29 protein-coding genes are annotated in these 26,620 nt (G+C 70.5%); 13 read left to right on the top strand and 16 right to left on the bottom strand.

Annotation, left to right across the window (positions count from 1 at the left end; genetic code table 11):
* Positions 1–27: 27 nt before the first annotated feature.
* From ACWD6N_RS16865 to katG, 4 genes are all read left to right on the top strand, one after another.
* The gene (locus tag ACWD6N_RS16865; protein WP_387327561.1) at positions 28–1,347 is read left to right on the top strand and encodes an MFS transporter; all 1,320 of its coding nucleotides are present in this window, start codon (positions 28–30) and stop codon (positions 1,345–1,347) included.
* Complete coding sequence (locus ACWD6N_RS16860; protein WP_387327558.1) at positions 1,293–2,903, top strand: FAD-binding oxidoreductase; 1,611 nt, start codon at positions 1,293–1,295, stop codon at positions 2,901–2,903. The genes ACWD6N_RS16865 and ACWD6N_RS16860 overlap by 55 nt, the downstream gene beginning before the upstream one ends.
* 174 nt (positions 2,904–3,077) lie before the next feature.
* Entirely contained in the window at positions 3,078–3,533 is a 456-nt protein-coding gene (locus tag ACWD6N_RS16855; RefSeq protein ID WP_387327555.1) for a Fur family transcriptional regulator, read from the top strand.
* Positions 3,530–5,806, top strand: a complete 2,277-nt coding sequence (katG, locus tag ACWD6N_RS16850; RefSeq protein ID WP_387327552.1) for a catalase/peroxidase HPI — start codon at positions 3,530–3,532, stop codon at positions 5,804–5,806. The genes ACWD6N_RS16855 and katG overlap by 4 nt, the downstream gene beginning before the upstream one ends.
* Positions 5,807–5,904: 98 nt before the next feature.
* Here katG and ACWD6N_RS16845 read toward each other — a convergent pair whose 3' ends face one another.
* The 4 genes from ACWD6N_RS16845 to ACWD6N_RS16830 all read right to left on the bottom strand — a co-directional run bounded on the left by ACWD6N_RS16845 (position 5,905) and on the right by ACWD6N_RS16830 (position 8,684).
* A complete protein-coding gene (locus tag ACWD6N_RS16845) occupies positions 5,905–6,453 on the bottom strand; it encodes a hypothetical protein (RefSeq protein WP_387327549.1) in 549 nt (182 codons plus the stop codon).
* 409 nt (positions 6,454–6,862) lie between these two features.
* Complete coding sequence (locus tag ACWD6N_RS16840; protein WP_387327674.1) at positions 6,863–8,041, bottom strand: epoxide hydrolase family protein; 1,179 nt, start codon at positions 8,039–8,041, stop codon at positions 6,863–6,865.
* A 64-nt stretch (positions 8,042–8,105) separates the two neighbouring features.
* Positions 8,106–8,354, bottom strand: coding sequence for a putative signal transducing protein (locus tag ACWD6N_RS16835; protein WP_387327546.1), 249 nt, complete (start codon positions 8,352–8,354; stop codon positions 8,106–8,108).
* Between the two features lie 129 nt (positions 8,355–8,483).
* A complete protein-coding gene (locus tag ACWD6N_RS16830) occupies positions 8,484–8,684 on the bottom strand; it encodes a hypothetical protein (protein ID WP_387327543.1) in 201 nt (66 codons plus the stop codon).
* A 170-nt stretch (positions 8,685–8,854) separates the two neighbouring features.
* On the opposite strand from ACWD6N_RS16830, the gene ACWD6N_RS16825 reads away from it, so the two are divergent.
* Complete coding sequence (locus tag ACWD6N_RS16825; protein ID WP_387327541.1) at positions 8,855–9,745, top strand: SGNH/GDSL hydrolase family protein; 891 nt, start codon at positions 8,855–8,857, stop codon at positions 9,743–9,745.
* A gap of 88 nt (positions 9,746–9,833) precedes the next feature.
* On the top strand, positions 9,834–10,331 hold the full coding sequence (locus ACWD6N_RS16820) for a DinB family protein (RefSeq protein ID WP_387327538.1): 498 nt from the start codon (positions 9,834–9,836) through the stop codon (positions 10,329–10,331).
* Between the two features lie 39 nt (positions 10,332–10,370).
* Here ACWD6N_RS16820 and ACWD6N_RS16815 read toward each other — a convergent pair whose 3' ends face one another.
* Positions 10,371–10,553 (bottom strand): DNA alkylation repair protein, encoded by a 183-nt coding sequence (locus ACWD6N_RS16815; RefSeq protein ID WP_387327535.1) that lies wholly within the window; start codon positions 10,551–10,553, stop codon positions 10,371–10,373.
* Between the two features lie 77 nt (positions 10,554–10,630).
* On the bottom strand, positions 10,631–11,116 hold the full coding sequence (locus ACWD6N_RS16810; RefSeq protein WP_387327532.1) for a DNA alkylation repair protein: 486 nt from the start codon (positions 11,114–11,116) through the stop codon (positions 10,631–10,633).
* 170 nt (positions 11,117–11,286) lie between these two features.
* On the opposite strand from ACWD6N_RS16810, the gene ACWD6N_RS16805 reads away from it, so the two are divergent.
* Positions 11,287–11,901: a dihydrofolate reductase family protein gene (locus ACWD6N_RS16805; RefSeq protein WP_354965731.1), complete on the top strand. Its 615-nt coding sequence runs from the start codon at positions 11,287–11,289 to the stop codon at positions 11,899–11,901.
* A gap of 107 nt (positions 11,902–12,008) precedes the next feature.
* Here ACWD6N_RS16805 and ACWD6N_RS16800 read toward each other — a convergent pair whose 3' ends face one another.
* The 4 genes from ACWD6N_RS16800 to ACWD6N_RS16785 all read right to left on the bottom strand — a co-directional run bounded on the left by ACWD6N_RS16800 (position 12,009) and on the right by ACWD6N_RS16785 (position 14,178).
* Positions 12,009–12,284 (bottom strand): BBE domain-containing protein, encoded by a 276-nt coding sequence (locus ACWD6N_RS16800; protein WP_387327529.1) that lies wholly within the window; start codon positions 12,282–12,284, stop codon positions 12,009–12,011.
* A 229-nt stretch (positions 12,285–12,513) separates the two neighbouring features.
* Complete coding sequence (locus tag ACWD6N_RS16795; protein WP_387327671.1) at positions 12,514–13,296, bottom strand: hypothetical protein; 783 nt, start codon at positions 13,294–13,296, stop codon at positions 12,514–12,516.
* Between the two features lie 67 nt (positions 13,297–13,363).
* Positions 13,364–13,708, bottom strand: coding sequence for a DUF1330 domain-containing protein (locus tag ACWD6N_RS16790; RefSeq protein WP_387327526.1), 345 nt, complete (start codon positions 13,706–13,708; stop codon positions 13,364–13,366).
* Between the two features lie 101 nt (positions 13,709–13,809).
* On the bottom strand, positions 13,810–14,178 hold the full coding sequence (locus ACWD6N_RS16785; RefSeq protein ID WP_354965728.1) for a nuclear transport factor 2 family protein: 369 nt from the start codon (positions 14,176–14,178) through the stop codon (positions 13,810–13,812).
* A gap of 133 nt (positions 14,179–14,311) precedes the next feature.
* On the opposite strand from ACWD6N_RS16785, the gene ACWD6N_RS16780 reads away from it, so the two are divergent.
* The gene (locus tag ACWD6N_RS16780; RefSeq protein ID WP_387327669.1) at positions 14,312–15,106 is read left to right on the top strand and encodes a helix-turn-helix domain-containing protein; all 795 of its coding nucleotides are present in this window, start codon (positions 14,312–14,314) and stop codon (positions 15,104–15,106) included.
* Between the two features lie 195 nt (positions 15,107–15,301).
* On the opposite strand, the gene ACWD6N_RS16775 is transcribed toward ACWD6N_RS16780, so the two are convergent.
* Complete coding sequence (locus tag ACWD6N_RS16775; RefSeq protein WP_387327523.1) at positions 15,302–17,545, bottom strand: penicillin acylase family protein; 2,244 nt, start codon at positions 17,543–17,545, stop codon at positions 15,302–15,304.
* 465 nt (positions 17,546–18,010) lie between these two features.
* On the bottom strand, positions 18,011–18,454 hold the full coding sequence (locus ACWD6N_RS16770) for a DUF6223 family protein (RefSeq protein ID WP_387327520.1): 444 nt from the start codon (positions 18,452–18,454) through the stop codon (positions 18,011–18,013).
* 217 nt (positions 18,455–18,671) lie between these two features.
* Between ACWD6N_RS16770 and ACWD6N_RS16765 the strand changes: the two genes are divergently transcribed.
* From ACWD6N_RS16765 to ACWD6N_RS16755, 3 genes are all read left to right on the top strand, one after another.
* Complete coding sequence (locus tag ACWD6N_RS16765; RefSeq protein WP_387327517.1) at positions 18,672–19,796, top strand: sensor histidine kinase; 1,125 nt, start codon at positions 18,672–18,674, stop codon at positions 19,794–19,796.
* Positions 19,793–20,455: a response regulator transcription factor gene (locus tag ACWD6N_RS16760; RefSeq protein WP_354965724.1), complete on the top strand. Its 663-nt coding sequence runs from the start codon at positions 19,793–19,795 to the stop codon at positions 20,453–20,455. Before ACWD6N_RS16765 ends, ACWD6N_RS16760 begins: the two co-directional genes overlap by 4 nt.
* A 120-nt stretch (positions 20,456–20,575) precedes the next feature.
* Entirely contained in the window at positions 20,576–20,785 is a 210-nt protein-coding gene (locus tag ACWD6N_RS16755) for a hypothetical protein (protein WP_450004972.1), read from the top strand.
* A 75-nt stretch (positions 20,786–20,860) separates the two neighbouring features.
* Here ACWD6N_RS16755 and ACWD6N_RS16750 read toward each other — a convergent pair whose 3' ends face one another.
* Positions 20,861–21,997, bottom strand: a complete 1,137-nt coding sequence (locus ACWD6N_RS16750; RefSeq protein WP_387327511.1) for a carboxylate-amine ligase — start codon at positions 21,995–21,997, stop codon at positions 20,861–20,863.
* Positions 21,998–22,137: 140 nt separating this feature from the next.
* Here ACWD6N_RS16750 and ACWD6N_RS16745 point away from each other — a divergent pair, with 140 nt between their 5' ends.
* A complete protein-coding gene (locus ACWD6N_RS16745; RefSeq protein ID WP_354965721.1) occupies positions 22,138–22,674 on the top strand; it encodes an HPP family protein in 537 nt (178 codons plus the stop codon).
* Between the two features lie 441 nt (positions 22,675–23,115).
* On the top strand, positions 23,116–23,757 hold the full coding sequence (locus ACWD6N_RS16740) for a dihydrofolate reductase family protein (protein ID WP_387327508.1): 642 nt from the start codon (positions 23,116–23,118) through the stop codon (positions 23,755–23,757).
* Positions 23,758–23,793: 36 nt separating this feature from the next.
* On the opposite strand, the gene ACWD6N_RS16735 is transcribed toward ACWD6N_RS16740, so the two are convergent.
* The 3 genes from ACWD6N_RS16735 to manD all read right to left on the bottom strand — a co-directional run bounded on the left by ACWD6N_RS16735 (position 23,794) and on the right by manD (position 26,613).
* Positions 23,794–24,711 carry a GNAT family N-acetyltransferase gene (locus ACWD6N_RS16735; RefSeq protein WP_450004971.1) on the bottom strand — a complete coding sequence of 306 codons (918 nt, stop codon included), beginning with the start codon at positions 24,709–24,711 and terminating at the stop codon, positions 23,794–23,796.
* Between the two features lie 107 nt (positions 24,712–24,818).
* Positions 24,819–25,394, bottom strand: coding sequence for a gluconokinase (locus ACWD6N_RS16730; RefSeq protein WP_387327502.1), 576 nt, complete (start codon positions 25,392–25,394; stop codon positions 24,819–24,821).
* Positions 25,384–26,613: a D-mannonate dehydratase ManD gene (gene manD / locus ACWD6N_RS16725; protein ID WP_387327499.1), complete on the bottom strand. Its 1,230-nt coding sequence runs from the start codon at positions 26,611–26,613 to the stop codon at positions 25,384–25,386. Before manD ends, ACWD6N_RS16730 begins: the two co-directional genes overlap by 11 nt.
* Positions 26,614–26,620 lie beyond the last annotated feature (7 nt).

Below are 26,620 nucleotides of genomic sequence, written 5' to 3'. Positions count from 1 at the left end.
CTTTCTGCCCCACCCGACGATTACTGCGTGAACGCCAGACGCGAAATCGCCGCCATGCTGACAACCACCTTCGTGAGCTGGATGGGTCAACGTACGACAGCCGTCGCGCTTCCGCTCGTCGCGCTCGCCGAGACCGGATCCGCCTGGTCCACCGGGTTGGTCGGTGGGGCGGTGGGCCTGCCCATGCTCGCCTCGCCCTGGTGGGCCAGGCGCCTGCGTCAGCGACTGACCACGGGCAGAGCCCTCGCCTGGGTGCTCGCGGTCCAGGTGGTCGGCTTGCTCGTCGTTCCGATCGGCGCGGCTGTCGGAACGGTCAGTGCGGTTCACCTCGCCGTCGCCGGGCTGGTCACCGGATGTGCCACCGCTCTGAGTGGCCCGGGGCAACGGGCGGTGCTCTCGGACATCGGCGACAGCCTCGGGTCCACCGTCGCGGCGAAGTTGCTGGCCTGGCAGGATCTCCTGCACCGCAGCACGATGATCCTGGCGCCACCGCTGGCCGGGTGGGCCGTGGCCGTCGGCGGACCGCTGCCCCTGCTCTGGGCAGAGGCCACCGGCGTCGGTGCGGGAGCGGTCCTCCTGCTCACCGTTCGCGCCACCGCGGCGGTCGCCCCGTCAGCCCGTTCGGCCGGTGCTCCGGCCCTGCGGCACGTGCTGGCGCAGCACAGGGACATCCGTCGTGCCGTGACGATGTCGGGAGTCGGCGGGCTCGTATGGTTCGCGTTCACCCTCGGTCTCGCGATCCTCGGCGCCGAGACCGGGCGGCCCGGGGTACTCATAGCGGCAGGCATGACCGGATACGGCCTGGGCTCGCTCAGCGGTGCGCTGCTGGCGCCGATGCTCGTTCCGCGAATGCCGGCGCTCGCGACGATGGCGATCGGATGGGCCGTCCTCGGCGTGACGTTCATGGCCCTGCCCGCCGTGGCATCGTCCGTCGTCCTGCTGGCGTGCGTGGCCGCCGTTGGTGGCTTCTGCATGCCGCTCGGCATCGGCGCCCTCAACCGGATCATCAGCACGCGCACCGATGGCGCCGACCGGCGAGCGGCCTTCGCAGCGGAGAGTCTCGTACACGACGGCGCGGTGTCCATCGGTCTGCTCGCCGGGGGCGCGGTCATCGGCGTCGTCGGCGCGGGCCCGACTCTCGTCGCCGCCGGAGTCGCCCAGGTCGCCGTCGCGCTCTTCGCCGGCCCGTGGCCGAAAATCTCGCGGCTCGGACGACGGCATCGACGTGGTGCCGGCCGTCGAGTACGTTACCGGCGAGTCCGTCTGGCGATGGTGGACGACGGGGAGGCCGCGTGGCCGGGAAACACCGTTCGTGGTGGGGCTGGGGGCACGTCGAGGACGCGGTGACCGGCGCGGAGGCCACGGCGTTGGTGGATCGGGTGCGTACCCTGCTGCCCGACGCCGACCTGACCGCGCACGTCGCCCCGCTGGTGGCCGATCTGGGCCTGCGCGCGCCGCGGGTCGATCCGCCGGCGTCACTGGCCCGACTGTGCTCGACGGACCTCGCCGACCGGGCCGCGCACACCCACGGCAAGGCGTTCCGGGACGTCGTCCGCAACCTGCGCGGGGACGTCCACGACCCGCCGGATCTGGTGGTCCGGCCGATGACCGAGCAGGACGTCGTCGATGTGCTCGACTGGTGCGCCGGCCGGGGCATCGCGGTGATCCCGTACGGCGGCGGCTCGTCGGTGGTTGGCGGTGTGGAGCCGAGGCTCGACGACGCGTATCCCGCGGCGGTCAGTCTCGACCTCGGGCGCCTCGACCGGGTGCTGGAGGTGGACCCGACCAGCCGGGCGGCGCGCATCCAGGCCGGTGTGTTCGGCCCGGCGTTGGAGGATCAGCTTCGGCGGTACGACCTCACCCTGCGGCACTTCCCGCAGTCGTTCGAGTTCTCCACCCTGGGTGGCTGGTTGGCCACCCGCGCCGGCGGTCACTACGCCACCGTCCTCACCCACATCGACGACCTGGTGGAGTCGATGCGGGTGGTCACCCCGGCGGGCATCAGCCAGTCGCGCCGGCTGCCCGGCTCTGGCGCCGGGCCGTCCCCGGATCGGCTGTTCCTCGGCTCGGAGGGCGTGCTCGGCGTCATCACCGAGGCGTGGATGCGGCTGCAGGACCGGCCCCGCTGGCGGGCGGGCGCCTCGGTGCACTTCACCGACTACGACCGGGCGGTCGCCGCCACCCGGGCCATCGCCCAGTCCGGCCTGTACCCGAGCAACTGCCGGCTGCTCGACCCGGTGGAGGCTCTCCTCAACGCCGGTGTCGCCACCAGCGGCGGTGTGCTCGTCCTGGGCTTCGAGTCCGCCGACCACCCGGTCACACCGTGGTTGGACCGCGCCGTCGAGCTCTGCCGCGACCACGGGGGAGCCCTGCCGGAGCCGTCCCGCGGCGACGACCCGTCCGGCCCACGGCAGCGGACCGCCGCCGACGCCTGGCGCTCGGCGTTCCTGCGGATGCCGTACCAGCGCGACGCGCTCGCCGCCCGGTCGATGATCGTGGAGACGTTCGAGACCGCCTGCACCTGGGACCGATTCCCCGCCCTGCGCGCCGCCGTGCTCGACGCGGCCGGGGAAGCGCTCCGGGCCGTCGCCGCGACCGGTGTGGTCACCTGCCGCTTCACGCATGTCTACCCGGACGGTCCCGCCCCCTACTTCGGCGTGTACGCCACCGGCCGCTGGGGTGCCACCCTCGCCCAGTGGGACCAGATCAAGCATGCCGTCTCCGACGCGTTGCTCGCCGCCGGTGGCACCATCACCCACCACCACGCCGTGGGCCGCGACCACCGACCGTGGTACGACCGGCAGCGTCCGGACCCGGTCGCGCTGGCGCTGCGCGCCACCAAGAGCGCGCTCGACCCGTCCTGGATCCTCAACCCCGGCGTCCTCGTCGATCCCGCCAGCTGACCCACGGCTCTGCCATCGCTGAATGAACAACTCTTCGGCCTGCTGGTACGGCATCGGCGGTGCGCGGTAGCGTGTCTGATATCGCGGGGTTTCGCCCTTTCGGTGAACTCCTCCTATCGGGTCGAGGCTGAGCCAAACTTGAACTGCTCCAGAAAAGTGGACTATGTTCGGCACGTGGCGTCCGACTTCGAGGCTCAGCTGCGGGCGGTCTCGTTGCGCGTGACCCGGCCCCGGCTGGCGGTGCTCTCCGCGCTGCGCGACCATCCGCACGTCAACACCGACACGGTGATCCGGCTGGTACGGACCGATCTCCCCACGGTCTCCCACCAGGCGGTGTACGACGTCCTGCGCGCGCTCACCGACGCCGGTCTGGTGCGGCGTATCCAGCCCGCCGGTGCGACCGCTCGCTACGAAGCGCGGGTGGCGGACAACCACCACCACATCGTGTGCCGCTCCTGCGCTGCGATCGCCGACGTCGACTGCGCCGTCGGCCAGGCTCCCTGTCTCACCGCCTCGGACGACCACGGGTTCGTGGTCGACGAGGCGGAGGTCGTCTACTGGGGCACCTGCCCCGACTGCGCGACCGAACGCACCGCCCAGCGATCCGTCAGTTCGGAAGGAAGTACATGAGCGACACCCAGGACAACGCTCCCTCCAGCGCCCAGGGCGTGGACAAGAAGGAGGCGGCCGGCTGCCCGGTCGCGCACGACTCCGTGACCGCGCACGGCAGCGAGAGCGAGAACCCGGCGATCGACTCGCCGACCCCGAAGACCGGAGGTCGTCCGCGCACCAACCGGGACTGGTGGCCCAACCAGCTCGACCTCTCGGTGTTGCACGCCCACTCGTCCAAGAGCAACCCGCTGGGCGAGAACTTCAGCTACGCCAAGGAGTTCGCCAAGCTCGACGTCGAGGCCCTCAAGCAGGACATCGTCAACGTCCTCACCACCTCGCAGGACTGGTGGCCGGCGGACTTCGGCCACTACGGCGGTCTGATGATCCGGATGAGCTGGCACTCCGCCGGCACCTACCGCATCCACGACGGTCGTGGCGGCGCCGGCGACGGCGGGCAGCGTTTCGCCCCGCTCAACAGCTGGCCCGACAACGCCAACCTCGACAAGGCCCGCCGGCTGCTGTGGCCGGTCAAGCAGAAGTACGGCCAGCAGATCTCGTGGGCCGACCTGCTCGTGCTCGCCGGCAACGTCTCCCTGGAGTCGATGGGCTTCAAGACCATCGGCTTCGGCTTCGGCCGCGAGGACGTCTGGGAGCCGGAGGAGATCTTCTGGGGTCCCGAGGACACCTGGCTGGGCGACGAGCGCTACGTCGGCGAGGCCGAGATGACGCCCGAGGTCGGCGCGACCGAGATGGGCCTCATCTACGTCAACCCGGAGGGCCCGAACGGCAACGCGGACCCGAAGGCGGCGGCGTACTTCATCCGGGAGACCTTCGGCCGGATGGCGATGAACGACGAGGAGACGGTCGCCCTCATCGCCGGTGGCCACACCTTCGGCAAGACCCACGGCGCGGCCCCCGCCGACAACCACGTGGGCCCGGAGCCCGAGGGTGCCCCGCTGGAGGCGCAGGGCCTGGGCTGGCTGAGCAGCCACGGCAGCGGCAAGGGCCGGGACACGATCACCAGCGGCCTCGAGGTGACGTGGACCGACGTGCCGACGCAGTGGAGCAACCGCTTCTTCGAGATCCTCTTCGGCTTCGAGTGGGAGCTCGTCACGAGCCCCGCCGGTGCGAAGCAATGGGTCGCCAAGGACGCCCCGGAGATCATCCCGGACCCGTTCGACGCGTCCAAGAAATACAAGCCGACGATGCTCACGACCGACCTGGCCCTGCGTTTCGATCCCGCGTACGAGAAGGTCTCGCGCCGCTTCCTGGAGAACCCCGACGAGTTCGCGCTGGCGTTCGCCAAGGCCTGGTACAAGCTGCTGCACCGCGACATGGGTCCGATCGACCGCTTCCTCGGCCCGTGGGTGGCGGAGCCCCAGCTGTGGCAGGACCCGGTGCCGGCCGTCGACCACGAGCTCGTGGGTGACGCCGACATCGCCGCTCTGAAGGCGAAGGTCCTGGAGTCCGGCCTCACGACCGCCCAGTTGGTCTCCACCGCCTGGGCTTCCGCCGCCAGCTTCCGGTCGACCGACAAGCGCGGCGGCGCCAACGGCGCGCGGATCCGCCTCGAGCCGCAGCGCAGCTGGGAGGTCAACCAGCCCGAGCAGCTCGCGGCGGTGCTGGAGACCCTCGAGGGCATTCAGCGGGAGTTCAACGAGGCCGGCGGCGCGAAGATCTCGCTCGCGGACCTGATCGTGCTGGCCGGCTCGGCCGCCGTCGAGAAGGCGGCGCGCGACGCCGGCGTCGAGGTGACCGTGCCGTTCCACCCGGGCCGCACCGACGCCACGCAGGAGCTGACCGACGTCGAGTCCTTCCGGGTCCTCGAGCCGCGTGCCGACGGGTTCCGCAACTACCTGCGTCCCGGTGAGAAGACCCAGCCGGAGGTGCTGCTCCTCGACCGTGCCTACATGCTCAGTCTGTCCGCGCCCGAGATGACCGTCCTCGTCGGCGGTCTGCGCTCCCTCGGGGCCAACGTCGGCGGCGCGCAGCACGGTGTCCTCACCAACCGGCCCGGCGTGCTCACCAACGACTTCTTCGCCAACCTGCTCTCCCCGGGCACCCGGTGGAAGGCGTCGGAGTCCGACGAGCACGTGTACGAGATCCGGGACCTGGCCACCGACGAGGTGAAGTGGACCGCGACCGCGGTCGACCTCATCTTCGGCTCCAACTCCCAGCTGCGGGCCCTCGCGGAGGTCTACGCCAGCCAGGACGCGCGCGACAAGTTCGTGACTGACTTCGTCGCAGCCTGGACCAAGGTCATGGAACTGGACCGGTTCGACCTCGACTGACCCGGCTCCACACGGCGAGCCCCGGTCGATCCACCAGCGACCGACCGGGGCTCGCCTGCACGGCGCGTCGACCGTCACGGTGAACGCGCATGGACGATCTATGCCGTTCGGGTCGGGGTTGGCGCGTTGTCGAGCAGCGCGCCCAGTCGAGCGGCGGACTCGTCGGTCAGGCGATAGAGGCCCTGAAGGCTGATGGAGCGTTCGAGACGGCCGTCGGCGACGTACTTCAGGGTGCGCTCGTCCCCGCGTCGGTTGCGCCAGGTCAGCACGGTGAGCAGGTCGCCGGGTACGGCGACGTCGAAGCGGATCGGTGTCGCCCCCACGTGCACAGGGCTCGCCTCGCATCCGCCGGCACCGAGCACCGCCCACTCATCGTGACCGGGATAGACCGTCCCGCCCCATGTTGTCGGCGCGGCGCCGCAACACTCGCGCGGCTGCTTGTCCAACACGCGAAGACGGCTCACCACGTGGACCACGCACCGGTTGACCTGCAACGCGAAGACATCGTCGCCGACGCCGACGCTCGTCCAACTGGGAAGCGACTGGTGCAACCCGCTGAACGCCACCGGGGGCCGCTGCCCCACGCGCTGTCTGCGCAGCTCGCGGCAGACGTCCTGGGTCCACAGGGTGGTGAAGGCAGCCGACATAGCCGTGATCATAAAGACGATGACCGACAGTCCCGATCTCAGCGGCGGAGGTGGAACGGCAACCTCGGCAGCAGTTGCCCCAGTTCGATGGCACCATCAGCCCGATCCAGAGCAGCACCGGAAGCGCGACCAGCCCGAGCGCACCGACGAGGACCACCTGTGTCATCGCGGGACCGACGGGTGTCGCGGGCCGAGGTTCCATCACCCCGGCCAGGCCGCGGATTCGTTCGTCGCCGCTCACGTCGCCCCTGTGTCCGCCGGCTCCACCGGCCCGTCGGCCCGCGCAGCGACTGTGTGTCCGCGCAGCCTCGCACGAACCACGACAGCGGCGGATCCGGTGTTCGGACGCCCTCCCACCGCGACTTGGGGGAGAGCAGCGGTGGTGGTATCGCCCTTCGGGTTGACGGTGTCAGTCGCAGGTTGCCGCGCGGAGTTTCCGGAAGAAGGTCGCTATGTCGTCGACCAGAAGCTCTGGCTGTTCCATCGCCGCGAAGTGCCCGCCCCGGTCGTACTCAGTCCATTGCACGATGTGGTTCGTGCGATCCGCGATGTGTCGCAGCGGGATGAAGTTGTCCTGTGGGAAGACGGCCAGCGCGGTCGGCGCCGTCGACGGCTCGGGGGGCATGCCCGCGTAGTCGGCGTGCGCCCGTTCGTAGTAGATGCGGGCGGACGAGCCGGCTGTGCCGGTCAGCCAGTAGAGCATCACGTTGGTGAGCATCTGGTCGCGGTCGACGGCGTCCTCCGGGCGCTCCGCGGAGTCCGTCCACTCCTTGAACTTCTCGACGATCCAGGCCAGTTGGCCCACCGGCGAGTCGGTCAGGCCATACGCCACCGTGTGTGGCCGCGTGGACTGGATGTCGGCGTACCCCTGACGCTCGCGGCTCCACACCTTGATGCGTTCCCAGGAGGCCAGCGTGCGCTCACGCTCCTTCGGGCTCAGAGCATCCAACTCGTGCGGGTCGGGTTCGTGCGGTTGAAACGAGTTCGGCAGCAGGTTGAGGTGCACGCCGATGACCTGGTTGGATCGGGTGCGGCCGATTTCCCGGGAGATGATCGCTCCCCAGTCACCGCCCTGTACCCCGTACCGCTCGTAACCGAGACGGTGCATCAACACGGCGAACGCCGCGGCGACCCGTTTGAACTCCCAGCCTGTCTCGGTGGTCGGCCCGGACAAGGTGAATCCCGGGATGGTCGGGAGCACCAGGTGAAACGCGTCGTCCGGGCTGCCGCCGTGCGCACGAGGGTCGGTGAGCGGGCCGACGACCTCGGCGAACTCGACGATCGAGCCGGGCCAGCCGTGCGTCATGAGCAGCGGGGTCGCGTCCGGTTCGGGTGACCGGAGGTGGGCGAAGTGAATGTTCGCGCCGTCGATCGTGGTGGTGAACTGCGGCCACCGGTTCAACCTGGCCTCCGCGGCCCGCCAGTCGTAATCCTGACGCCAGTACTGCACGAGCTCCTTCAGGTATTCGCGCGGGACGCCGTACGCCCATCCCACACCTGGCAGTTCGTCGGGCCAGCGGGTGCGGCCGAGGCGTTCCTGCAGATCATCCAGATCCCTCTGCGGAACGTCGATTCGGAATGGATTGATGCCTTCGCTGGCCGTTCCTGTCGTCACTTCGCGCATGGTACGTCCATCCGGCGGGGCTCCGGTGTCAACGTCTCCCGCTCGGCCCATCGGTCCCGTCCTGCTCGGCGGCGGCCAGGATCTGACGGGCGGGGGCTTCGTCGTCGGCGGCGACCAGCACGTGGACCCCTTGCAGTTGTAGGTGCGGCTCCTGCCCGCCGACGTCATCCGCCGCCACGACGGCTCTGAGGCCGTAACTGCGCAGCAGGCCGACGATGAGCTCCGCCTCCGTGCGGCTGCCGACAACCGTCAACGACACCGTTCCGCGTTCCTCCATGCATTCCCTCCTTCGTTCCAGCTCGCTCAGCGGCCAACGCCAGGAACGGCTGGATGACATCGAACGACACCGACCGGGGCGTGCGGGCGTGAATCGCCAACCTCGGTAGGACACCCGCCGTCGAGCAGCTCAGGGCAGGCCGGCCACCCAGCGCGCATTGCGGACGAAGGTGCGGCGGGTGGCGTCGGGGTCGTCGAGGAAGCAGCCGACCATGAGGGCGTCTCGCAGCATGGCGAGGGTCTCGGACTTGGCGTCGACGTCGTCGCGGCCTGCCTCGCCGAGCAGGCGCCGCAGCTCGGCGAGGGACCAGGCGCGGTGCTTGCTGATCACCTGGCGCGCCCTGGCCGATCCGACGCGATCAGCTTTCGCGGACTCTCGAATACCCCCCAGTCCCACACCCCCGACCAGCATTTTAGTGAGATCTATCTATATTGACGTTCGGCGTTGGCAGCGACAGGATCTCGGCACCACCAAACACCGTCATCCCCCTGGGAGGCGCCATGACCCGTCCCCGCCTGCCGTTCCTGCCGGCAGCCGCCCGATTGGCCGCACTCGCCGTGGCCACCGTCGGCGTGCTGCTCGCCGTCGCCACACCCGCCAGCGCCGCCGTGCCCGCCGGCCGCTACGTCGCGCTGGGCGACTCGTACACCGCCGGTCCGCTGATCCCCACCCAGATCGACCTGAACTGCCTGCGGTCCAACCGCAACTACCCTTCGCTGGTTGCCGCGTCCGGCTCGTCGTCGTTGGCCGACGTGAGCTGCTCCGGCGCCACCACGGACGACATCCTCTACGGTGGCAGCGGCCAGTTGGGCATCGCGGTGCCACCGCAGCTCAGCGCAGTCACGTCGAACACGGCACTGGTGACGGTGCAGATCGGCGGCAACGACATCGGCTTCTCCGGGATCATCAGTGCCTGTGCGGAGGCGAGCCTCAGCAGCCCGCTCGGATCTCCGTGCAAGAACCGGTACACCGCCGGCGGCACCGACCAGTTGCAGGCCCGGATCGCCGCTGCCACGCCGAAGGTGACCGCCGTGCTGCAGGCGGTCCGCCGGGCCGCGCCGGGCGCGCGGGTCGTGGTGCTCGGGTACCCGGCGATCCTGCCGGACACCGGGTACGGCTGCTGGCCCGTCGTCCCGATCGCCTACCAGGACGTGCCGTACCTGCGCGGCATCGAAAAGTCGCTCAACGCGATGCTGGCCAGCACCGCGACCGCAAACGGCGCCACCTACGCCGACGTCTACACCCCGTCGATCGGCCGCGACGCGTGCAAGGGCAGCGGCACCCGGTGGGTCGAGGGACTGGTGCCACAGAACTCGGCTGCACCGTTCCACCCGAACGCGCGGGGCGAGCAGGGCATGGCCACCGACCTGCTCGCCACGCTGAACAGCTGACCGGCGCCGACCGGTCGAGCCGGCCCTGTCGCGCAGCGGCGGGGCCGGCTCACCGCGCCGCGTAGAACGGCCGTGGGATGCTTCGCAGATGTCCTCCCTCCCGGCGACGTTCGCCGAAGACGTGATCGCCCAACCGGCCAAGGTCCAGTTCGAGGCGTTTCTCGATGAGCACCGCCGCGTGCTCAATGACTGCTTGGACGGGCTGACCGAGGAGCAGGCGCGCCGTTCGTTGGTGCCGTCCCGGACCACGCTGCTGGGCCTGGTGAAGCACGCGACCTTCGTCGAGAAGGTCTGGTTCGACGAGGCCGTCACGTGCCGGCCACGCGCCGAGATCGGTATCCCCGCGACTCCGGACGAGTCCTTCATCCTCGATGACGACGACACGGTCGCCAGCGTGCGACGAGCACACCACGAGGCATGCCAGGCGTCACGCCACGCGACGTCATCCCTCGGGCTGGACGACATGGTGTACGGCAACCGACGCGGCCCGCTCCCGTTGCGCTGGGTGTACCTCCACGTGCTGCGCGAGCTCGCCCAGCACTGCGGGCACGCAGACATCCTGCGCGAGCAACTCCTGGGCGAGTAGCGCTCCGGCGTCCGCACCTGCGGGTCAACGGGGGAGAGGTCAACGAGCCCACCACCCGGCGTCATCAGTCATCTGGACCACGCCGGTCAGGTACTCCCTACGTCGCTGCGGTTCAAACTTCTCGATCGCGTACCGCAGCATGACGCGCGGCATGACCCGGTAGTGCCGGGCCAGGAACTCCTCCTCCGCCGCTCTGTCCCGGTTTCCTGCCTCGCGCAGCATCCAGCCAACCGCCTTGTGAACCAGGTCGTGCGGATCGCGCAGGAGCCGTTTCGCTGAGGCGGAAGGTCCAATCGAAGTCACCGGCCTTGATGAAGGCGAACGTTGCCATGATGGCGATGCGCCGGTCCCACACCAGGCTCGACCCGGCCAACCCGATCCAGGACGCCGCGGTCCTTGTCGATCAGCCAGGGGCCGACGATGTACGGCGCGGACGAGTCCACCAGGTCCCAGTTGTTGATGCGGCCGGTGTTGGCCAGGACGAGGCGGAAGATCTGGCCCCGTTCCTCCTCGTCACCCTTGGTGAACTTCCGCACCAGGATGAACAGCGACGTCAGCCTCTCCTCGTGCACGCTGCTGCTCAGCAGCTCCGCTGTCTCGGCGAGGGAGAGGTCGCGCCAGTACCGGGCGGCCACCCTGCGTTGCTCCGGCACGGAGACGCCGATGGCCCGGTCGCCCTCGCCGTATCCGCCCGGGATCATCTGGAGAAACCGGCTCGATCCCTCGGCCCGACGTGGGTCGGCGAGGCTGGCGAGTTCGTGACGGACGTCGGCGGTCGTGGCCATGACTCTGCAACCTACCGCGACAGCCGTGTGCGCCGCGGTCTGCGGCGACGTCTCGCCACGAGCACGAAATGTCGAGCTTCTCGTCGCGTGAGGCCCCAGGCCAGCCGATGAGTCTGGGATGATGCGCCGGTCTACCCACCGACACCACCTGACACGAAGGGATCACCCCGATGGCAAAGGTCATCTCTACGCTGTTCATCTCCGCCGACGGTGTGGCGGAGATCGACCCCGATTGGCACTTCCCGTACTTCGACGACAACATGGGTCGCGCCGTCGGCGAAGACTATGACACCTCCGACGTGCTGCTCATCGGGCGCGAAACCTATGACAGCTTCGCCGGAGCATGGCCGGACCGCGAGACCGCGGGTGGCGAGGACGCACCGCTCGCCAAGCAACTCGGAGACGTGCGCAAGGTGGTCGTCTCGCGCCAGCCGCTGGAGTTCTCCTGGCGCAACTCCGAGCTGATGAAGGGCGACCTCATCGGTGCCGTCACCGCGCTCAAGGCCGATGCCGCCAGCAAAGGCATCCTCATCCCCGGGTCGATCTCCGTGGTGCAGCAACTGCTCGCCGCGGGGCTGGTCGATGAGCTGCGCCTCCTGGTGCATCCGGTCGCGGCACGCAAGGGCCGCAAGCTGTTCGACGAGGGGGACACGGCGTACCACCTGAAGGTGACGGCGACGGAGGCGTTTCCGACGGGCGTCATCCGCGTGATCTACGCGCCGACCGTGGCACCCACCAAGGTCGGCTACGACGAGGTCAAGGACCAGGTGCCCGCCGGCAGTTAGTCCGCCTTCGCGGAGCCCGATCGCCGTGCACCGCCAGCGCGTTCCTTCTCCATCTGTTGAGCGCGCTCGTCGCCTGGCCGGGATCGGGCTCGCGAGGGAAACTCCGGTCAGAGTGTCGCCGGCGGGATGCTCTGCTCGTACTGGAAGACGTTGTGGGGGTCGTACTTCGCCTTGATCTTGCGCAGGCGGTTGAAGCTGCGCCCCCAGTAGGCGGTTTCCCATTCCGCCATGCCGATGTTCGGCACGTTGACGTAGGCGCCGTCCACGTAGGGCCGCGACCCGAGGGTGCTCTCCACCGCGTCCACCCGGTCCGCCGCGAGCAGGAGCAGCCAGTGGGCGGCGCGTCCCTCGCTGTACCTGCGGTAGGAGTACCGGCGGATCATCCCGGAGAGGCCCTTGGGTGGGCACGAGGTGCCGAAGACCGGGTGAGGAACTTGCGGTCCGGGGGCAAACCGTGACCCGGCGCCGGCGCGGCGCGGTGCGTCCCTCCCTCGGTCCTGCCAGCGGCGGTACCCCGGCAACCGGCGCGGAAACCGGACCGGCCAACCCGGCCACGACGGCAGGCTGCGCGCTCGTGGTCAGCCGCGACAACCGGGGGTACGTGACACCCCGTCATGCCCCGCCGAGATCGGTGCAGTGTGCGATCGTCGCGTCGTCCGCCGCCACCGCGTCGTGCGCCTCCGCCTGCCGGACGCGGCGGATGATCTCGGCCGGTCCGCTCGACGCCAGGCCGGCCAGGACGTCTGGCCAGTCGGCGAGATGGAACCGGTCCACGATGCGGCTGGCTCCGTTGCTGAGCAGGACGGCGCCGGTCAGCTCGGAGACCGGACAGCTGCCGGTGATCGCCTCGTCTGCCGCCCGCGGGTCGTCCTTGGCCACCCAGAAGCCGCCCGGCTGGTTCCGGTTGGCGCGCAGGTCCCGGAGGATCCGGTGGTACTCGTCGCTGCCCTCGGCGACGGCCTCGAGCGCGGACTGGTACGACCGACTGATGATCACCTCTCGGGGATCGGAGACGACGAGGGGCGCAGCATCCGCCCGGTCGAGCACGACGACCGAGTCACCGAGCACCAGGTGCTCCATGAGGCCGTCGGACAGGCGCAGGATCGCCACGGTCGCCGACGGACTGATGGGGTCGGCGACGTCGCAGGTGTCCCGGTGGACGTTCGTCACCTGCTCGATGGCCTCGGCGAGCAGTGCCGGAAGGCTGCGGTCCGGCACGAGTGACAGGAGGCTGAGAAGGCTGCCTCCCAGGCGGCTGGCGTACCAGGCCACGCCGTGCTGGCAGATCGACTCGGCGCCGGGAATGCCGGCGCCGTCGATCAACACCGCCGCCGTCGGTACGGCCCCGGTGAAGTCCTCGTTCGCGCGGCCGGGCCGAGCCGCGGCACTCGTCATCGTCACCCGCATGGCCTGCCGCCGCCCCTCCGCCGCGCAGACGGGGTCTGACCCCGCATCAGCGAGGCTACCGACCATCAACATGACGGATTTCGGCAGCCATCTGCGACGAGCTGTGGTCGGTCTCCGCTCCCTCGACGAGGATCACCTCGCCGGTGAGGTGCCTCGTCCGCAGGGGTTTGATCTCCTGGTAGGCACTGGAGTGGTACCAGGACCGAGCCGCGGCCAGGTCGGGAAATTCGATGATCACCACGTCACCCGGCCAGTCGCCTTCCAGTACGTCGATGGTCCCGCCGTGGACGACGAACCGGCCCTCGAACGGGGCGAGGGTGGCCTGGATGCGCTCTAGGTACTCCAGCACGTCGGCGTGGACTGGTGCCTTGCGCAGGTGTGCGAGCGCGTACGCGGTCATGAGTCTTCCTTCGTTGAGACCGGTTTCCCGGCGGCTGTGCCGGTCGTGCCGAGCAGTGGGGGCCGCGGGGCGGCCGGCGGTGTCCGCGGCCCCGGAGCTCCCTACGCCGCTGGGAGCCGGTCCAGGAAGCCGAGCACCTGGGTCAGCCGTCCGCTGCCGTCGGTCACTGCGACGTCGAAGCCGGCGATTGGCGCCTCGACGTTCTCCGGCCCGAGTTCCCAGGTGAAGCGGGCCTGGTTGTGGTGGCCGTCGACCGGCCCGGCCAGCCGGAACGTCATGCCGGGAAACTGGCTCTGCGCGGCGGCGATCGTCGCGTCGATCGCGTCCCGGCCCTCGGCGACGGCCAGCGGGTCGACGTAGCGGCCCTCGGGTGCCCACAGGTCGTCGATGTCGCGGCGCCGCCTCGCCGGATCGGTCTCGTTCCAGATCGCGATGTACCGCTCGGCCAGCAGGTCGAATGTGGTTGCCATGGATCTCTCCTCGATCGCCAGGAATGGTCGCCTCTGGAGCAGATGATTTCCGGCGCCGTGGCGGGCTGTCGATTACGTCGCAGGTAATGGCCGCCGCGCCGACGCGGTCGTTAGGGTCGGTGGCGTGACGACCATGACCAGGCCGGGACGACCGGTGGGGGAGCTGCTGCGCGACTGGCGCCGAACTCGCGGGATGAGTCAGCTCGACCTGTCGATCGAGGCGGGGGTGTCGGCCCGGCATCTGAGCTTCGTCGAGACCGGGCGATCCCGGCCGAGCCCGGAACTGATCCTGCGGCTGGCGGAGCAGCTTGAGATGCCGCTGGCTGAGCGCAACACGATGCTGCTGGCCGGCGGCTACGCGCCCGCCTACCCCAGTCACGAGCTGAGCGATCCGGAACTGGCGCCGGTACGTGCCGCCGTACGGCAGATCCTCGACGGACACGGTCCGTACCCCGCGCTACTCGTCGACCGGCACTGGCATCTCGTCGAGGCCAACCCTGCCGTCGCCCTGTTCACCGCCGGTGCGCAGCCGTACCTCCGCACACCACCGATCAACGTGCTGCGGCTCAGCCTGCACCCCGACGGCATGGCACCGCGAATCCTGAACCTGCCGGAGTGGCGCGCCCACCTGCTCAACCGGCTGCGCCAGCAGGCTGCGGCGGCCAACGACCCGGTTCTGTACGAACTGCACGAGGAACTGCGCGGCTATCCCGGCGGCAACGCCCACGCGGCACCGATCGACGACGCCGTTTCGCGCGTCGTCGTTCCGCTCCGGTACCGCCACAACGACCGGGCGCTGTCCTTCGTCAGCACCACGACCCTCTTCGGTACGCCGCTGGATGTCACCGTCTCCGGGTTGGCCATCGAGGCCTTCTTCCCCGCCGACCCGGCGACCACCGAAACGCTGCACACCCTCGCCACGCCCTGAGCCGGCAGGGCGGATGGCAGCAGTCCACCAGCAGATCCGCGGCACTGCGGCGGATGCGCAGGGCCAGCGCCGACGCCGACGCGTGCAGCGACCGGGTGACCGGCCGGGACACGCGACGACGTCGACGAACTGCCCTACGTCGGCGTCATCGACCTCGACGAGCGCAGCACCGATGAGGTCGCCGTCGGCGACTGGTCACGTGCCCGGCCGGTAGCGTCGCTCGACATGGCCCTTGAGGTCCTCGGGGTAGAAGTAGACGGGCCGGAGGTTGCCGCTCGCGTAGCGTTCGGCCTGGTCGTTGAAGTGCGGCGAGTCCGGGTGGCCGCTCGCGCCCCCCGCCGTTACGGCCCAGGCCCGCAGCCTCGGCCCGAACTCCACGACCGCCACGAAGCTGTTGCCGCTGGTGCCGTAGTAGCGCTTCGTTCCCGGGTAGCGCCTTGCCCCGAACGAGGCGAGCGAGCCCCACTGCGCGGACGTGAAGGGCACCGGGCTGCTCGGTTTGGCGTCGTCGAACGTCTGGACGATCGCGCCGTCGTTGCGCTGGAAGCGGTTGATCTCGCCCCAGGGCACCTGCCAGCTGCCGAAATCCTGCGTCAGCCGATCCGCCGCGGCCTCCAGCGCCGCGAGCCGCTGCGCGTCGGTGGCGCGCTCGGCCAGGTAGTCCCACATCGACATGCCCGCGTCTCGCGCCGCCTGGGCCAGGGGTGCCCAGAGCGCCTCCCCCCAGAACACCGCCAGCGACGTCGCGGTCGACTGCGCGCTCCAGCGGTAGTTCCAGCCCCGCAGCAGGCCGATGGGACCGGTGAGCGTCGCCTTCTGCTGGTTGCCCTCGGGCAGCTTGTCCCACGCCGCGACCAGCCCGGGCACGAGCCGGGCGAAGGCGGTGAGGTAGGTGTCGAAGGCCGCGGCGATGAGCGTCTGCGGGGTGAAGTCGTTCCGGGCGCTGAGCACCCGGATCGCCTGCGGTCCGCGGGGGTTCTCCCCGGCCTGGTCGAAGTAGCGCGGATAGTCGGCGGCGTCGGGGCTGTCCGTGCCGGCCGCGGTCCAGGGCCAGTTGTTCGTGTTGAACGCCCAGCCGTTTCTCGGGTTCACCGCCTGCGGGAGACTCCGGAGACTGTGCAGTCCGCGCCAGTCGGTCTCCGGGTCGCTGCCGTCGACGGGCCTGCGGTAGTCGAAGCGATCGTCGCGCCTCGGCATGAACTGCGGCACCAGGAACGCGATCTCGCCCCTGGAGTCCGCGAAGAGCGTGTTGTTCGAGCTGTTGGCCTTGAGGCCCGCCACCTGGATGAAGTCCGCGTAGTCCCGCGTCTTGGTGCGCAGGAAGCTCTGCTGCAGCGCCTCGACGGGCTTGTTCATCAGCGCGAACGCGATCCACTTGCCGTCCGCTTCTCGCACGATCGGGCCGTGGTGGGTGGCGAAGGTGGTGAAGCTGCGCCGAGCGCGCCCGCCATCGGCCGTGCGATACGACAGTGTGATCGTCTTCGTCAGCACCGGCCGGAGGGCGTCGCCGTAGCGGTAGGAGTGCCGCCCATCCGCGCCGGTCACGATCGTCTCGGCGAACTCGTCGACGTTGTCGACGCCGCTCGACGTGTGCATCCAGCCGGTGTTCGGGTTGAAACCCTGGTAGATGAAGAACTGCCCCCAGGTGGCCGCGCCGTAGGCGTTGAGCCCCTCCCGGCTCGTCACGTGCTGCTCGGAGCGGAAGAAGAAGCTGGTGTGCGGATTGATCAACAGCAACGCGTGGCCGTTGCGCGTGTGGCTCGGCGCGATCGCCATGCCGTTCGAGCCACTGGGCTCGCGGAACAGCAGCCCGCGCTCTTCATCGGTCAACGGCACCGAGCGCCCGGTGTAAAAGGCTTCGAGCTGGGTGAGTGGCACCCGTTCGATGTCGCCACCGATGCTGCCCTCGGAGAAGCTCAGCGGCATCCACGGCTCGAACCGCCTGATCACGCGCGGCTGCACCTCGGGGTGTGTCGCGAGGTAGTAGTTGAGCCCGTCGGCCCAGGCCTGCATCAGCTTGCGCAGCCAGGACGGGCAGTGCGCGTAGTCCCGCTTCAGCGCCGAGGGATCGACGTACAGCCGCTGGCGCAGGTCCTGCCAGATGGCGCTCTCGCCCTCGGCCTCGGCGAGGCGACCGAGGCTCACCAGATAGTTTCTCTCGATCCGGTTGAAGTCGTCCTCGGCCTGGGCGTACATCATCCCGAACACCGCGTCGGCGTCGGTCCTGCCCACCACGTGCGGGATGCCCCAGTCATCCCGGGTGATCGTCACGTGTGCGGCCTGCCTGCGCCAGCGGGCGACGTCGGGCGCGGTCCGCGCGGGTGCGGCGGCGGCAGCGGACGGCAGCCCCGCGGCGACCACCGCGGCACCAGCGGCCAGTCCGGCTGCTCCGCCCAGCATCCGGCGCCGGCTCAGCCCTTCGTTCTGCGGGTGGTTCATCAATTGGTCCACCTTTCTCGGGGGTGCGGGAGATCGTGCCGGGTTGGCCGACCGGCACGGTGGGGCCCGCGCCCGAGGGACCGCCGGGAGCGGTCGGGACGGGAGGGTTCGGCCGCTCGTGGTTCCGCCGCGCCGGCTGCGGGGATCACCGCCGCCGGCGCGGCGACGCCCGCCAGCCGTACCCCGATGTCTCGGTGCGATGGACGGGCCACGGGTTTCGAACACTCGCCGGTCGATCCCTACCGGACAGAGGTGGTCGCGGTGCCGACCATCCGGGTGCTCGGATGGCTGGACGCGGCTACGAGCATGGTCGCCTCCCGGGTCGCTTGGTGATCAACCTTCTCCAAGATGACTACCACTCGTTCAGCCCGGTGGGCAATAGACATCCGATGATGGCGCAACACGCGACGTGCCCACGACCGTCGAGGTCGGCCGTCGCACAGGCCGTGCTGTCGCCGTCGCCGATCAGCCGGCGCGGCGGAAGCGAGCCAGGGCCACGCCACCGAGAACCACGGCGATCAGCCCCACCACCAGGGCCACGTAGGCTCCGCCTCGCCCGTTGCCGGTGCCGATGCCACTGTCGGAGGTGGCCACGACCAGACCGCCGAGGGCGATGCCGATCAGCCCCACCGCCAGGGCCATCGTGGCTCCGACTCGTCCGTTTCCGATGCCGATACGACTGGCGGGGCGGGCCAGGGCCAGCCCACCGATGATCACGCCGGCCAGCCCCAGCAGGGCGCCCACGGATGCCCCGAGTCGCCCGGTGCTCATGGTGCCGACACCGGCGGCGATGGGCCCAGCCGCGACGTGCGCGGCGGCCGGCGCGGCGAGCCCGAGAGTTCCGATCAGGGCGGCTCCGGTCGAGGCAAGGACAAGTCGGACTGACATCAGGGCTCCGGATCGGCTCATGTCTAGCTCCTCTTTGGTGTGTCTGGATACGAGGCTCAGCATGTCGCCGGTGGTGCCGCCGGTCGTCCCACAGCCGGATGCACTTCGCGCTGCCGCCGCTGCCGCACCCGGCTGCCGCAGACGCCGCAGGCGCCGCGAAGATACTGCGTGCGCGGTAGGCGGCCGGTCCTCCGTGAGCAGGAGTCGCCGGCAGGCGGCATCCAGCTAAGGTGCGCGCATGAGCACAGGACCGTCCGGTGTTCGGGCCGGTGTCAGAGACTGGGCGATCGCGGTCTGCGTGGCGGCCGTGCTGCTGGTCGCCGGGCGGTCCGGGAGCCCTGCCGCGGATACCGACCTGCTCGGCTATGCCTTGTTGGCGGCCGGTGGCCTGGCGCTGGCCGCGCGCCGCCGGGCTCCGGTTCCCGTCCTGGCCGTCACCGGGCTCTGCGCGGTGGGCTACCAGGCGGTCGGTATTGAGGTGCCCGCCGTCGCGTTCCTGTTCGCGGTGTACGCCGCCGTGCGGGCGGGCCACCGCGTCAGCACGGTCGTGGCGGCCGTGCTGATGCTGGCCGCTCTCCCGCTCGCGGCCCTCGCCCCGCCGCAGGACATGCCCGTGGGTGAGGCGCTCGCGCGGGCCCGGGGTGCTCTCGAACTGGCGTGGCTGATCGCCGCCGGTGCCGCGGGGGAAGCGCTGCGGCAGGCCGAGCGGCGGGCGGACGAGGCCGAGCGCACCCGGGAGGAGACCGCGCGGCGGCGCGCGGACGAGGAGCGGCTGCACATCGCGCGGGAGCTGCACGACTCGCTCACCCACCAGATCTCGATCATCAAGGTGCAGGCCGAAGTGGCCGTCCACCTGGCCCGCAAGCGCGGAGAGCAGGTGCCGGAGGCCCTACTGGCGATCCGCGAGGCCGGTCGTGAGGCGAACCGCGAACTGCGCGCGACCCTGGAGACGCTGCGCGACGACGCGACCCCGCCACACGGGCTCGACCACCTCCCGGAACTGGTGGAACGGGCCCGCATGGCGGGCCTGGACGCGACGTTGACCATTGAGGGACAACGGCATGACGTGCCGGCCGCGGTGGACCGGACCGCGTACCGAATCGTTCAGGAGTCGCTGACCAACATCGCCCGTCATGCCGCCGCCGCCACGGCGTCGGTCCGGGTCGACTACCGTTCGGACGCCCTCGCGATCCGAGTCGACGACGACGGCAGGGCTACACCCGACGCCGCCCCGATTCCCGGCGTCGGGCTGCTCGGGATGCGCGAACGAGTCACCGCCCTCGGCGGTCGACTGCGCGCCGAACCACGCAACGAGGGCGGCTTCACCGTCCAGGCCGATCTGCCCGTGGCCTGGCCGTCATGATCCGCGTCCTGCTGGTCGACGACCAGCCGCTCCTTCGCAGCGGTTTCCGGGCGCTCCTCGACGTCGAGGACGACATCGAGGTGGTGGCCGAGGCCGCCGACGGGAAGGAGGGCCTGGCTCTCGCCAGGGAACACCTGCCCGACATCGCGCTCATCGACATCCAGATGCCGGTCATGGACGGCATCGAGGCGACCCGGCGCATCGCCGCGGACCCGGCGCTGGCCCGGGTGCACGTCGTCATCCTGACCAACTACGGCCTCGACGAACATGTCTTCCACGCCCTGCGCGCCGGGGCCGCCGGATTTCTCGTCAAGGACATCGAGCCAGAGGACTTCCTGCACGCCATGCGCGTCGCCGCGCGCGGCGACGCGCTCCTCGCACCGTCGATCACCCGCAAGTTGATCAATCGGTACGTCACCGAGCCGCTCCACACAGCCGCTGACAGGCGGCTGGAGGGGCTGACCAACCGCGAGCGCGAGAGCGTGGCCCTCGTCGCGCAGGGCCTGTCCAACGACCAGATAGCGGAACGCATGGTGATCAGTCCACTGACCGCCAAGACCCACGTCAACCGGGCCATGGCCAAGCTCCATGCCCGCGACCGCGCCCAACTCGTGGTCCTCGCCTACGAATCGGGGCTGGTGGCACCACGCAACCGGTGACACCTCCGGCCCGAGGAGGCTGGTGCCTGCTCGGGCCGACACGATCCCGAGCCCCGGGCTATGGGGCTCCGCCCCCAGCATGGCGGGTGTAGGCGCCCAACCGGCGGGTAGGGGGTGGCCATGCTGAAGCGTGCGGTGTGGCAGGGGCTGGTGGCCGGGCTGGCGGGGGCGGCGGTGATGATCGCTACCGGAGCGGTCGCGGATGCCCTCGCCTCCCGCGACGGCGCCTGCCCCGGCCAGCGGCACGCGGCGTTGCGTCCCGGTCGCCGTTCCGACGTGGGCCCGCTGCCGCGCGCCGCCGCCCACGCCGAATCCGGACGGCGGAGGTAGGGGCCCGCGCCGGGGCGCGGCCTCCGGTGGGTGGTCGGTGACCAGGCAGAACCGGCGCGCCGCGGATCCAGGCCGTCACCGGGCGGTGGTCTGTGTCGCCAGCAGATCCAGCACGGCGTGGAGGTCGCCGGTGCGCTCGAGCGTCCGGCGCTGTCGATGGGCGCCGGTGCCGTCACGGCGTAGCCGGGCCAGTTGGGCCAGAACGTAGCCGAGGTTGCCGTGGCGCAGGAGCGCCGGTGCGACGGTGGCGAAGAGTTCGTCGATGAGTTCCCAGGCGGGGCGGGCTCCGCCGGCGCGCAGGTCGATCAGGGTGCCGTCGAGGCCATCGTGCGCTGCCCGCCAGTGCGCGGCGGAGACCAGGCAGCCTCGGACCCGGGGCGCGGCGACTCCGGCGTTGATGTCCTCGATCACGGTCGCGACCAGCGCGCGGACCAGCCCGGCGACCAGCACCGTGTCGTCGACGGTGGAGCACACGTCGCCGACGCGGATCTCCACCGTCGGGTAGGCGGCGGACGGTCGGGCGTACCAGTAGACCATCGCCTCGTCGAGCATCACTCCGGCGGTGACCAGCGCGGCGACGGTCTGGTCGTAGTCGGCGGTGGAGGCGAAGTGCGGGGTGGGGCCGATGCTGGGCCAGCGTTCGAGTTGCATGGAGCGCCAGCTGGCGTGGCCGGTGTCGGCCCCGTCGTGCAGGGGTGAGTTGACGGTGATGGCCTGGACGACTGGCAGCCAGACCCGCAGGTGGTTGCAGACCTGCACGGCCAGTTCCCGGTCGGGGATGCCGACGTGGATGTGGCAGGCGCAGACGGCGGGGTCGTGGGCGACGGGCCCGTAGCGGTCCGACATGGCGTGGTAGCGCGGCCTGTCCGGCACTGACAGGTGTGGTTCCGCGACGGGGGTCGCACCGACCGCCACCAGGCGGGCGCCCGCGTTCGCAGCGGCCCGCGACGCGGCCTCGCGCAGCTCCACCAGCTGGTCCCGGAGCTCGTCGAGGTCAGTGCAGACGGGCGTGACCATCTCGATCATGCTGTGCCGGAACTCCTGACGGCTCTGTTCGCGGGCTTCGCCATGCAGGGCGGTCAGGACCTGGTCGGCCACCGGCAAGTTCGCGCCCGTCTCCGGATCCAGGAGCAGGTACTCCTCCTCCACGCCGAGCGTGAGCACGTCCGTGCCCGGTCGCGCGGCGGTGGTGACCGTGGAACGTCGCGTCATCGTTCGTCCGCTCCTGTCGTGGCCAGAGTGAGGTCGCCCCGAGTTCCCGGCCCTCAGGCGGACAAACCCTGCGGGCGGGTTGGTTGTTTGCGCTGACCAGGACGGGAGAAGTGTGACGATCAGAGGCGGAGGGGAGGCTGATGAGGCAGCTGCGGCGGTCGGTGCACGCCTTCGCGGGCAGCGCGCTGGCGGTCGTCGTTGCCGGCGCGGTCGCGGTCCTCACCCATCAGCCGTGGTTGTTTCCCAGTCTCGGGCCGGCGGTGATGCTGCACGTGGAGAAGCCGGACGCGCCCCAGTCGTCGCCCCGCAGCACCTTCATCGGGCACGGGGTGGCCCTGCTGGCCGGGTACGTGTTCCTTGTCGTCTGCGGACTGTCCGATGACCCCTCGGCGCTTCAGGAGGGGGTCGACGGGCTGCGGGTCGTCGCGGCGGCAGGGTCGCTGGCCGTGACCATGCTGGTGCTGGTGCTGCTGAAGGCGTCGCATCCCCCGGCGGGCGCGACGACGCTGATCGTGAGTCTGGGCCTGCTGCGTACCCCGACGCAGTTGCTCATCGCGGCCGGCGCGGTGGTCCTGGTCACCGCTGTGGACTGGTCGTACGGTCGGGTGTCGGGTCGGCCCATGCCGGTGTGGGCGGTGTCCGACATGTCCTCGACGAGAGGAGCGCGTGATGGTTGATCGGATCGCCGATCCGTGGGGTGCGCGAACCCCGTACGGGCCGGGGCAGGAGTGGCCGGTCCGGGTGGACCGGTTCCTCGACGGTGACCGCACCGAGGCGGACGTCGATCGGTGGGTCCAGTCGGCGTCGGTGTTGCACTCCAACGGAGACGCGATGGACATCGCGGTCGCCGGCGGCAGGATCGTCGGGGTGCGTGGCCGCGCCGTCGACCGGGTCTATCGGGGACGGCTCGACCCGAAGGATCTCTGCGGTGACACCGGACGTGGGCAGCCACCAGTTTGGACGCGTTCAGTGTTGTACGGTGCGCGGGGGAGGGCCGGTGCGACGTTCCGGCCGGGTGGGTCGGCGGGTACGAAACGGGGTGCCGTCGCGGCGATGAGTCTGCCGGCGCCCACAGGTCTACCTCCCGACCGAGACGATCAACCCATCAGGAGTACGGCATGGGCCTCCTCCACATCGAACTGTTCGCGACCCTCGACCTCGTCGGGCAGGCGCCCGGCGGCCCCGACGAGGACCCGGTGGGGTTCCCGTTCGGCGGCTGGCAGGCGCCCCTGCTGGACGAGGTCGCCGGGGCGCAGGTGTTCGCCGCGTACGAGGGCACGGACGCCCTCCTGGTCGGCCGGCGGACGTATGACATCTTCGCCGCCTACTGGCCGCACCAGGAGGGCGGCGAGGACAACGAGATCGCCACACTCTTCAACCGCGTCCCGAAGTATGTGGCCTCCCGCGGCAGGCCCGACCTCTCCTGGGCCGGGTCCACGCAGCTCGGCCCCGATCTGGCCGACGCGGTACGCGAGATCCGTGACCGGCACGAACACGTGAAGGTCGTCGGGAGCCTGAACCTGGTGCAGACCCTCCTGCGCGAGAAGCTCTTCGACCGTCTGGACCTCTGGGTGCACCCGATCGTGCTCGGCGTCGGCAAGAAGGTGTTCGACGGTGGCGCGGTGCCCGCGAACCTCACACTTCTCGAACCGCCGGTGGCCAGTCCGAAGGGCACTGTGTACCTGCGCTACGGGCTCGCCGGTGGCACGCCCGGGACGGGGGACATGAGCGCGCCCGATCGCGGTGCAGGGCGCGACTGAAGCCGGCCCGCGCCAGGCCCGCACATCGGACCACTCTCACGCGCCGCCCCAGCGCCCGGCCGGGTCGAGCTGCTTCTCGAACCAGTGGTGAGCGAAGTGCTCGCTGTTGTACGGCTCGATCTCCCGGTACCCGGACGAGTGGTACATGGCGATCGCCTCGGTGAGGTTCCGGTTCGTGTCCAGCCGCATGCTGGTCCAGCCTCGCTCGGCCGCGTACCGCTCCAGGTCGCTCAGTATCCGCCGGCCCATGCCGAGACCGCGCACGGTGTCCGCCACCCAGACCCGCTTGATCTCGGCAGGTGCGTCGGGGTGCAGTTTGACCGCGCCGCAGCCGACCGGCTCGGAGTTCAGCGTGGCCAGCAGGAACACGCCGGCGGGCGGGACGAGTTCCTCGTCGTGGACAGGCTTGCTCAGTGCCGGGTCGAACCCGTCGTCGAAGCGCCGGGCGACGTCCCGGGCGTAGGCGCGCAGGCATGCCCGGGCGCGCGGATCGCTGGGCGGGCAGGGCTCGACGACCACCATCGACGCGATGAGCAGCCGCTCGACCTGGGTCATCGCCGCGACGAGCTGCTCGCGTCGTTGCCCTGACAGCGGTTCGAGGATCGACCAGGCGAGCTGGTCGGAGCGCGCGTCGAGGGCGGTCCACTCCGCCCGCCCGGCTTCGGTGAGCGTGGCCACCCGGACCCGCGCGTCACCGCCGACCGGTTCGGCCGGCCCGACCGTGACCAGCCCGTCGCCTTCCAGGGTGCGCAGCAGCCGGCTGAGGTAGCCCGAGTCCAGGCCGAGTCGGGCCCGTAGCGCCGCGACCTCGGCGCCGTCCGGACCGATCTCCCACAGCAGTCGCGCCTGCGCGAGAGGGCGTCCGGAGGCCATGTACTCGTCGTCGAGCGCGCCAACGCGCTGGGTCACCGTCCGGTTGAAGCGCCGCACCGCGGCGACGAGATCGAGCGTCATATAGCTGACTTTAGTCAGGCAATGGGGATTGGGCCAGTCAAACGGGTCCAGACCACCGCCGTCACCCTGACCGAGGTCGGGGTGACGGCGGCATGGTGGGCGAGGGGCTATCCGCCGACGGCGGCGGCTCCGGTGGGCAGTCCGAGACGGTCCACCACGGCCGACACGAGCTGCTCCGGAGACAGCGCGACGTCGAGCACCAGGCCCGGCGGCTCGCCGGGTTCGAACCGCTCCAGTATGGCCAGTTGAGAGTCCAGGAGGCTCGCCGGCATGTAGTGCCCGGCGCGTCGGGCCATCCGCTCCCGGATCACCTCCGCGGTCCCGTCCAGGTGGACGAAGTCCACGCTCGGCGGTCCCTGCCGGAGCACGTCACGGTAGGACCGCTTCAACGCCGAGCAGGCCAGCACCGTCGACACGCCCTCGGCGTCACGGGTGGCCATCCAGTCGGCGAGGGCGCGCAGCCAGGGCCAGCGGGCTTCGTCGTCGAGGGGTACCCCGGCACTCATCCTCGCCACGTTGGCCGCGGAGTGGAACTCGTCGGCCTCGGCGAAGGTCAGCCCGGCGACGTCGCTGATTCCCCTCGCCACGGTCGTCTTGCCGGCACCGGACACGCCCATCACGACGACGTGCCGGGGTGGCTGTCGGCGGCCGGGCCCGGCGGCGGCACCCTGCTCACCAGTCATGGACGGTCCCGTCCTTGAGCCGGTTGAACGGCAGGTAGGCCGGCACGTACGGGAACCGCTCGGCGGCCTCCTCGTCGAGTTCGACGCCCAGACCCGGCTGCTCGCCGGGGTGGAGGTAGCCGTCGGCGAACGTGAAGGACTGCCGGAAGACCTCGTCGGTCAGGGCGCCGTGCCGCATGTACTCCTGGATGCCGAAGTTGTGGATGGCCAGGTCGAGGTGCAGGGCGGCGGCCATGCCGACCGGCGAGATGTCGGTCGGGCCGTGGATGCCGGACTTGATCTGGTACTGCGCGGCGAAGTCGAGCAGCTTGCGCATCGCCGTGATGCCCCCGGTGTGGGTGACGGCGGACCGGACGTAGTCGATCAACTGTTCGCGGATGAGCGTCTGGTAGTCCCACACGGTGTTGAAGACCTCGCCGATCGCGAGCGGCGTTGTCGTGTGGTGGCGGACCAGGCGCAGGGCCTCCTGGTTCTCGGCGGGAGTGCAGTCCTCGAGCCAGAACAGGTCGTACGGCTCCAGGTCCTTGCCGAGCCGGGCGGCCTGGATCGGGGTCATCCGGTGGTGACCGTCGTGCAGCAGCGGAAGCTCGGGTCCGAACTCGTTGCGTACCGCCTCGAAGACGCCGGGCAGGTGACGCATGTAGGAGCGGGTGTCCCAGTCCTCCTCGGCCGGCAGTGGCGTGCGCTGCGCCGGCTCGTAGTCGTACCGCGTGCCGTCGGCGCTGGGCTGCGCGGCGACCCCGTAGACGGCGTTGATGCCCGGGACGGACGTCTGGACCCGGATCGATCGGAAGCCGAGTTCGAGATGGTGGCGGATCGAGTCGAACAGCTCCGGGACGTCCCGCCCCGAGGCGTGGCCGTACGCCATGATGCCGGTCCGCGACGCGCCGCCCAGCAGCTGGTAGAGCGGCATGCCGGCGGCCTTGGCCTTGATGTCCCAGAGTGCGACGTCCACGGCCGCGATCGCCGCCATGGTCACCGGGCCCCGCCGCCAGTACGCGGAGCGGTAAAGGAACTGCCAGGTGTCCTCGATGCGGTGCGGGTCCCGCCCGATCAGCAGCGGGACGACGTGGTCGCGCAGGTACGAGGCGACCGATAGTTCCCGCCCGTTGAGGGTGCCGTCGCCCAGTCCGGTGACCCCGTCGTCGGTGGTGATCTTCAGGGTGACGAAGTTGCGGTCCGGGCTGGAGACGATGACGTCCGCTGCGACAATCTTCACGGGGTGC

The organism is Micromonospora sp. NPDC005163 (assembly GCF_053599835.1).
Note: the sequence above shows the minus strand (reverse complement) of the source record. Positions and strands in the feature narration are given on the sequence as shown.